The organism is Leptolyngbya sp. Cla-17, from assembly GCF_016807185.1.
Taxonomy (GTDB): Bacteria; Cyanobacteriota; Cyanobacteriia; order Leptolyngbyales; family Leptolyngbyaceae; genus ULC077BIN1.
In genome coordinates, this window is sequence record NZ_JAEVYN010000003.1 from 473127 (window position 1) to 480286 (window position 7160).

Below are 7160 nucleotides of genomic sequence, written 5' to 3' on the forward strand. Positions count from 1 at the left end.
CTGCCATGCTTTTAAGGTGTACAGTGACTTTTAATTTGTCGTAGAGACGCATTAGTGTCGTTGAAGCAGTAAAGCTAGACCTGATGAACCTTCCGTCTGGAGCCAACTTGGTAAGCCTGATGACCAGATGATTGATTGTTCAGCAACCGATCATCTGCAAACCTACAATAGCGGGAGTTTGCAGCGACACGAATTTGTCTTGATGTCATCTAATTTGGCTCCGTACAAATCCAGTAAATCTAAAAATCTAGCGAACTGCATGGAGAAATAAAGTTGTGCTTATGAACAAACTGCTTGCCACAATCACTGCAACCACGATCGCAACACTCCTTGTGCCCACGATCGCCATAGCTCAGACCCTCCCCAAAACCCTTAAACAAGGTATGCCCTACGCTCAGGCACGAAAGACCTTGCTCAACAGCGGATGGCAAGTGTAGTACATTCCCCCAATCGAGATCGCTTCGGCGCAATGAACTACTCATCGACAAACTTGGCTACAACGAAGTCGAAACCTGCTCTGGTACAGGTATGGGCTTTTGTCGCTTCAGCTTCACCAACGCCAACGGCAAAAGCTAGCAGTTGTCACCGTCAATAATCAACCCGGTCAAAAGCCTAAACTTCAACGCTGGTGGATCGACACCGAGAATCGCTAGTCCCTGACGCAAGTGTTATTACTGTTCTGCTCCAGCAAAGTTTTGCACCGCATAAGCTCGTCCCCTCATCGGGTCAACCACAATCCCATAACCAAAACGTTTGTAGTCCGGCTTTAACAAGTTTTTGGCGATGTCCTGTGCTATACATCCAGCTTTTCTGAAATGCTTCAATCAGCCCATAGCTCAAGCTAATTCCTGTTCCGCCTGTCTGCTGCATGATGTTTTTCTCCCACCCCACCGCGTCCGCCTACTTGGGTGAAGCGATCCGTTGGGGTTCTCCCCTCTGGAGTGACATGAGCGTAATAATTGCGGCTCATCATATCTTGGCTGTGCTGCTGAGACGATTGAGAGAGCAGCGGATCTTCCACTAGCGGCAACAAGCCATTGAGTTGACGATCTCGGTTCACCAGCGCCAACGCCAACTGCCGAACTTCTGGGAGCGATCGACCGCCGTGAGCGTTGAGCAGCGATACTTTTGGTTTACCAATCTTCCAACCCGCCCCACCCGACCCGTTATCAAAGTAAAAAGCATCTTTCGCAGAAAGCAGGCTAACTCCAGCAATCAACAATCCAGGCAAGAGAACTTGTTTTGCTCTGACTGCAAACGATGTCGAAGACCTTCTTTGCCTGGATTGGTATCTCATACTTGAACCTATTGATTGAGTTAAGAGTTCCCTATCTCAACCCTGCAAGCTCCAGTTTCCTTCAGCCTCATTCTTCAGACTTCACCCTTCATCTCTTCATCCGTACCCTCCGTTACCTCATCCATTTCAACTTGCTCCAGCAACTCCAGCGGCACCCGATCACCTTGAGCTAAGCCTTCCCCCTCGCCCTTCCCCTTGGGCTGAGCGTTAGTCGAAGCCTTCCCCTTACGCTCCACTATCGGCGGCGCATCCTTTGCCGTAGCCATCCGATCCGCCATCACTCGCAACATCTGGGCAAAATCCGCGATGGCATTACTTCTACCCGATCAAGAATGTCCTTACTCGTCAACCCACCTGTGCACCCATACAGGTAAGCAACAAAATCCTCCACCACCATCCCCTAATTCGAGCAATCTTCTCCAGATTCTCCAAACTGGAGACATTTTTGCCATTTCTCCCACTGCTGCACCGTCGATTGAGACACCTCCAACGTGTGCCAGCTTTTTCCGGCTTCAGTTTGTCGGTGGGGTCTGAGATGCAGTGGAACGAAAAACCCCGTTACGTGGACACTTGGCATAGCCAAATTGATTTCGGTCAGCGGCAGGTGTTCAGGGTGTGTGTTGGGACATGGCTTGTCGGAGTGATCGCGGCAGTCCCAATTCTTGCCACAGATCAGGACGCTCTTGCAGTTCAGCCTCCGCCTGAAGTGTTTCCTGGGTCAGACACTCCGCCAATTGAGCAAGTTGTCGCCAAGTCTGAGCTGGCAAGATCAGGGCAAAAGGAGCCAGGGTGTTGACATCGCCCACTTGCGTATCCCATTTGAAGCCCTGCAACATCATGGCGCGGCGAATGTGAGCCGCAATGTCTGCGTCCAGCGGTGCGGAACATTGCCATTGCGGCACGTTGCAGTCTAAATCAAGGGGCAGATGAGCCATGTGGCAGTTTTAAAAAAACAGGCTGTCCCTCAAAATTACCGGGAGGACTGTAGCGGCAAACCAAAATGTCATTGCCGCCTGTGGTGGTTTTAGCACAACCGACTTGAGTCGTCGCACCCCAATCATCTGAGTGTAGTGTCCAACATCATTCCAATCGCCAGTTTTGCTGACGTTCGGAAAAATACCCTGACGAAACTGCTTTTTCTCCGCTCCCCAAGAGTTCACCATGTCATTGCTGCTGAAAGCTCCAGCGGTGCCCAGCCAGAGATTCTCGCCTTCATCATGCATTAGTGTGTTGCCACCCATTGCTGCCAGATGGTTTGTCCAGGTTTGAGCATCACGAGCCAGAGCCTCAGACCAGGTTAAGAGAGATACACCCACATCTTTCCGATAACCGCAGTGATCAGTCATGGGCTGCGGGCTTCGGAAGCGTCTGCTCTGAATGTGGAGCATTGGAACGGCAAGATTTTGAAGGTGCATCGCTCGAAGGGGCAGAATGTGTCGGAGGTGCCGCTGAGTCGAGAGGCACGATCTCATCTGGAGACTTACCTGGAGTGGCGGCGGCAGCAGGGTGGAATGTTTGAACCGTTGCCAGAGAGTCCGATGTTTTTGGCGCAGGACCCAAAGAGTGCAGGACAGAGGTTAGGGTACAAAGGGTTGCACCGGATGGTGAAGAAATTGGGGGCGATCGCTGGAGTGGAAGATCTCAACCCGCATCGGTTCCGGCATACCTTTGGAACGGAAGTGATCCGACGAGGCGGTTGATCCCTTGTTTGGTAAGGAATTGATGGGGATCAAGAGAGATCGAGTGTTTCAGCGGTACACCAAGGGTGTCTTCAAGCAAGCAGCAGCCGAGGCGTACTTGAAGGCAATCGGGGAGGATGAAAACTTGTAGATTGCATAAGATAGCAGTCCGGTTGGGTATGTCAAATAGATTGTGTCAAGGATAGAAGGTCACAGTGGAAAGCGATCGTCGTAGGCGATGGCAAACCGATTTAAGGCAGGCTTCCAATCTTTAATCGGCATCGTCCATTTTTTGGAGATGTTCTGAATTGCTAAGTAAACCACTTTAAGTGCAGACTCATCGGTCGGAAACGCTCTGTGATTCTTCAACACCTTTCGCAGGGTCATATTGACCGACTCAATGGCATTGGTCGTGTAGATGGCTTTCCGAATTTCATTCGGGAAGGCAAAGAAGGAGTAATCCTTTGCCAGTGGTTCATCCAGGACTTACTGATAGTGGGATACTGCTTGTCCCATTGCTCAGCCAACTCCACCAAGTATTGCTCCGCCAAGCTTCGGTGCTGGCCGTATAAACCAGACGCAAATCGGCTGCTACAGCTTTACGGTCTTTGTAGGACACATAGCTCAAGGAATTACGCACCATATGGACGATGCACAACTGCACCGTTGTTCTGGGAAATACCGCTTCAATGGCATCTGGAAAGCCAGTGAGTCCATCACAGCAAGCAACGAAAATATCCTTGAGTCCTCGATTCTGTAATTCCGTCAGCACCTGGAGCCAGAACTTAGATGACTCGTTTTGGGTCATCCACATGCCCAGCAGTTCCTTTGTGCCTGACAGATTCACTGCCAGAGCTAAATGAACCGCTTTGTTGATCACCCGTCCATCCTGCCTGACTTTGACCACAATGGCATCAAAGTAGACAATTGGGTAAACCCGCTCCAGCCCACGATTCTGCCAGACTTTGCGCTCCTCTTCCACGGCTTCAGTCACGTTGGAAATCAAACCAGCCGATACTTCTACCCCATACAGGTCTTGCAGTTGAGCTGTAATGTCACGAGTACTCATCCCCCGCGCATACAGCGACAGAATCTTGTCATCAACCCGTCAAAGCGAGTCTGCCTTTTCTGGACGATGATGGGTTCGAACTCCCCTGCTCGGTCACGTGGAATCGCAATCTCGGCTTCGCCAAACTCACCTTTAATCGTCTTCTGCTATGCCCATTGCGACGATTGTTTGGCTTTAAAGCTTCAGGCTGAGTCCGATGTGCTTCGATGTGGGTTTGCATTTCTGCCTCCAGCAGCGTTCCACTAAGGCTTGAGTCAATTGTTTGAGGATGCCACCATCCCCCAGTAAATCTTCTGGTTTTTCATAGCCTTGAAGCAGTTGGTCAAGTAGTTCGGGTTGAAAGGTCATCATGATTTTGTCTCAAGTTCAGTAGTTCATTAGATCTCAACTTCTGACCTTTGACACAATCTAATTTACAATCCCGTCCGGTTCCAAATTGGAACTTGGCATACCAACTTACTCAATCTAGTTGAGACTAATGTTTGCCCATTTTCTGCCATCCTCTGTTGCCGAGATTCAAGATACAGGGGCGATTACCCTTCTGCAAACCATTCAGCGTCGTATCGTCGAGGTGCCATTTCAGCAGGGCTAACGGCGCTCTCGACGGCTTATGTTCATTTCGCTCCCCAGTCATCTTCTTGTTTCCCGGATACTCCTCCAATTCTGCTGTTGCATGGTTCGACAGTTCCCTGTTAGAATTTCGGCGGTTGCTCCCGTTGTTGGCAGGGAGCGGAGACGTGTGGGCGATCGACCTCTCGGGTCAGGGTTCACCGAGCACCCTACCTCGATCTCAGTTAATCCAGGTCAATCCGGCAACATCTTCTGAGCATTGTAGAAACTTGGATTGGTGAACCGATTATTCTTGTGGGTGCTTCTTTAGGAGGGGCAGTGGCGATCGATTTCGCTTTGCACCATCCTAACTGGGTGCGATCCCTTGCTTTGATTGATAGCGTTGGCTTTCTGGCAGCTTTCCAATCGGACAATTTCTGCCACAGGGACTCATTGACCTGGGTGCGGACTGGCTCTATTTCCGTAAGCGGGCTGCCCTGGCGGCGGCTTCAGTTTTACCGATGGTCAATCCGATGCTGATTGATGCTTTGCGTTGCTCATTCCTCCATCAGAGATGCCTGGTGGAAGGAGGCGATCGCCTCTTTTACCAGAAGTGGCGGGTATTCGGATTTAAGCGATCGAATTGCTCAAGTCACCCATCCCACGCTGATTCTGTGGGGCAAAGCGGATGATGTGTTAGGAACCGCTGATGCGACTCGGTGCAGCGAGCGATCTCAGGCAGTCAACTCATTTGGATTGAGGCAGCGGGACATGTGCCCCACTTCGATCAACCCCAAGTCGTTGCAAATCACCTGCTATCCTTCATGCAACATATTAATCGCTGAAACGATACCTACCAATAAACGTTAACTAAATCCAGGCAGTGGATCGAATTCTTACCAGTAATTGTCGGCTCGTCCCTGGTCATGAGAATGACCTCCGCGCCAATGGCTTTAAACTTTGTTCAGCAAAGCACTGAAGGAGAAAAACAATGCCTCATATCAGCATCAAGCTTTATCCCGAGGTCGGAACAGCAAAGGTTCGGTTTGTCGAGCAAATTGTGAAAGATGCTATGTCAATTCTCGAAAGCAGCGAAGACTCGATTTCGGTCGCGATCGAAGAAATCACCCAGAGGATTGGGTAGAGACAGTCTATAAACCAGAAATCTTGAACAACCAGAGAAGCTCTACAAAAAGCCAGGCTATACCAGGGAATGAGCAATAGACGCTTCGACTTCTAATTCAAATTATGCATTGCTATTAGGGTTGAGCCGCGATACGTGAAATTTTTTATCATATCGGACTCAAACTCATTGCAAACCTGGCTTTCAGCAGTTTGCTCAGAACAAAGCTGTTCATCTTGAATAGTTGCTTGTCACGCAGCTATTCAAGATGAAAGCTATAGTGCGACACCCACCCGTGTTAAAAAACGCCTTAGGTCTTAGACGATAGTATTTATCTTCTACGTCTTGTGATTGCTCATCATATGGATAGCTAAGCTTCTTGCAACTCTTTAACTAAAGTATAGTCACCCTGCATGGCTTGTTGTAGGCAGGGGCAATCAACCACTCTCGCCATGTGTATTTTGGGTTCGTCTGTTTCATCTTTGTTGATATCTCAGCCAAATTGCCGTCGTTAATGACGAGGTCGCGCCAGCTTTTTAGCCAAGATTGCCATTGTTCATCGAGTTTGTGGTGAAGTTTTAACGTAGAAGCTTTTTTTTCAATGCTGAGATATCATCTGGTATATGGGATAACTCGCGGAAGAAAATGGTGTATCTACCTCTGAGTCAGTCATTAACTGCATTAAATTTTTCAAATAGCTTTGGGTGATATTCAGTCAAGCCAAGTTTGTCCGCCCACATTTTTTGGATTTGTTTTTGCATGGCTTCTGAAAAGCCGCGGCCTACTTGGTCGAACTGTTCTAACGCTTCAGCATCTTCTGTAAGTAGCAGTCTCACTGCTTTCCAAAACATGTAATAATTTGCTTCTGCTGCAATGGGCTGATTGAAGAATGAAAAGTGCTCGCCGCCACCAGTCCAAGGTTGAAACCAAGGGTCAAATTTTCACAAAATCCAAAGGGTCCATAGTCTAGGTAAAGCCTCCAGCAGCGCAGTTGTCACTGTTAAAATTACCCTGGCAATAACCAACACGTAGCCAATTAGCCACCAGTGAAGTGAGACGCTGGCGAAATAGCTAGCCAATTCAACTAATTGACCGGCAAAACCAGGCTTTGATTAATGTCGCTTTTGTACTCTCGCTCAATTAAGTGCGACACTATCATGCTCAACTCTTCTAATGCTTTTGGATGAGCATTGCTGCGAGTGCGGCGGCAATAACTCTAGCTGACCAACGCGCAAAAAGGAGGGTGCAACGCGATTGAAATGGCCACAGGATTGTCCACCAAAACATCAGGGTCAATAGAGTAGGGTCTTGAGAATACCAGGCCGGTAACGGTCCTCAGATTTAGAAACATACAGTGTCAAAGAGCGCGATGTTGGCACACCTAACGCCTGCATATAGTCTTGCGCTAGAACTCACGCACACTTGACCGAGGACAGCGCGCCC

General features: G+C 49.1%; 12 protein-coding genes and 2 pseudogenes. 4 read left to right on the forward strand and 10 right to left on the reverse strand.

The annotated features are described in order from the left end of the window. Window positions 1-281 precede the first annotated feature (281 nt). A complete protein-coding gene (locus JOY44_RS27095) occupies window positions 282-437 on the forward strand; it encodes a hypothetical protein (RefSeq protein WP_171576270.1) in 156 nt (51 codons plus the stop codon). A 289-nt stretch (window positions 438-726) separates the two neighbouring features. On the opposite strand, the gene JOY44_RS31815 is transcribed toward JOY44_RS27095, so the two are convergent. From JOY44_RS31815 to JOY44_RS27120, 6 genes are all read right to left on the reverse strand, one after another. Further along, the gene (locus tag JOY44_RS31815; RefSeq protein ID WP_242541895.1) at window positions 727-870 is read right to left on the reverse strand and encodes a hypothetical protein; all 144 of its coding nucleotides are present in this window, start codon (window positions 868-870) and stop codon (window positions 727-729) included. After that, window positions 842-1231 carry a CAP domain-containing protein gene (locus tag JOY44_RS31820; protein ID WP_242541896.1) on the reverse strand — a complete coding sequence of 130 codons (390 nt, stop codon included), beginning with the start codon at window positions 1229-1231 and terminating at the stop codon, window positions 842-844. Before JOY44_RS31820 ends, JOY44_RS31815 begins: the two co-directional genes overlap by 29 nt. A gap of 140 nt (window positions 1232-1371) precedes the next feature. After that, a complete protein-coding gene (locus tag JOY44_RS27105) occupies window positions 1372-1563 on the reverse strand; it encodes a hypothetical protein (RefSeq protein ID WP_171576578.1) in 192 nt (63 codons plus the stop codon). 134 nt (window positions 1564-1697) lie between these two features. Next, a complete protein-coding gene (locus JOY44_RS27110; RefSeq protein ID WP_171576579.1) occupies window positions 1698-1874 on the reverse strand; it encodes a hypothetical protein in 177 nt (58 codons plus the stop codon). 31 nt (window positions 1875-1905) lie between these two features. Further along, window positions 1906-2232: a hypothetical protein gene (locus tag JOY44_RS27115; RefSeq protein ID WP_171576274.1), complete on the reverse strand. Its 327-nt coding sequence runs from the start codon at window positions 2230-2232 to the stop codon at window positions 1906-1908. Between the two features lie 9 nt (window positions 2233-2241). Continuing rightward, window positions 2242-2643 (reverse strand): CAP domain-containing protein, encoded by a 402-nt coding sequence (locus JOY44_RS27120; RefSeq protein WP_242541897.1) that lies wholly within the window; start codon window positions 2641-2643, stop codon window positions 2242-2244. Here JOY44_RS27120 and JOY44_RS27125 point away from each other — a divergent pair. Next, on the forward strand, window positions 2632-2997 hold the full coding sequence (locus JOY44_RS27125) for a tyrosine-type recombinase/integrase (protein WP_242541898.1): 366 nt from the start codon (window positions 2632-2634) through the stop codon (window positions 2995-2997). The genes JOY44_RS27120 and JOY44_RS27125 overlap by 12 nt on opposite strands. A gap of 189 nt (window positions 2998-3186) precedes the next feature. Here the strand turns inward: JOY44_RS27125 and JOY44_RS33120 are convergent, their stop codons facing one another. The 3 genes and pseudogenes from JOY44_RS33120 to JOY44_RS33130 all read right to left on the reverse strand — a co-directional run bounded on the left by JOY44_RS33120 (window position 3187) and on the right by JOY44_RS33130 (window position 4396). Continuing rightward, on the reverse strand, window positions 3187-3459 hold the full coding sequence (locus tag JOY44_RS33120) for a transposase (RefSeq protein ID WP_415881142.1): 273 nt from the start codon (window positions 3457-3459) through the stop codon (window positions 3187-3189). Next, window positions 3452-4182, reverse strand: a pseudogene (locus JOY44_RS33125) (IS256 family transposase). The gene JOY44_RS33120 and the pseudogene JOY44_RS33125 overlap by 8 nt, the downstream one beginning before the upstream one ends. A 37-nt stretch (window positions 4183-4219) precedes the next feature. Next, the gene (locus JOY44_RS33130) at window positions 4220-4396 is read right to left on the reverse strand and encodes a hypothetical protein (protein ID WP_242541899.1); all 177 of its coding nucleotides are present in this window, start codon (window positions 4394-4396) and stop codon (window positions 4220-4222) included. Window positions 4397-5137: 741 nt separating this feature from the next. On the opposite strand from JOY44_RS33130, the gene JOY44_RS31835 reads away from it, so the two are divergent. Both JOY44_RS31835 and JOY44_RS27140 read left to right on the forward strand, forming a co-directional pair. Next, window positions 5138-5464, forward strand: a complete 327-nt coding sequence (locus JOY44_RS31835; protein ID WP_242541856.1) for an alpha/beta fold hydrolase — start codon at window positions 5138-5140, stop codon at window positions 5462-5464. A gap of 121 nt (window positions 5465-5585) precedes the next feature. Beyond that, on the forward strand, window positions 5586-5738 hold the full coding sequence (locus JOY44_RS27140) for a hypothetical protein (RefSeq protein ID WP_171576240.1): 153 nt from the start codon (window positions 5586-5588) through the stop codon (window positions 5736-5738). A 210-nt stretch (window positions 5739-5948) separates the two neighbouring features. Here the strand turns inward: JOY44_RS27140 and JOY44_RS33135 are convergent. Beyond that, window positions 5949-7160: pseudogene (locus JOY44_RS33135) on the reverse strand (protein adenylyltransferase SelO family protein); the annotation flags it as partial.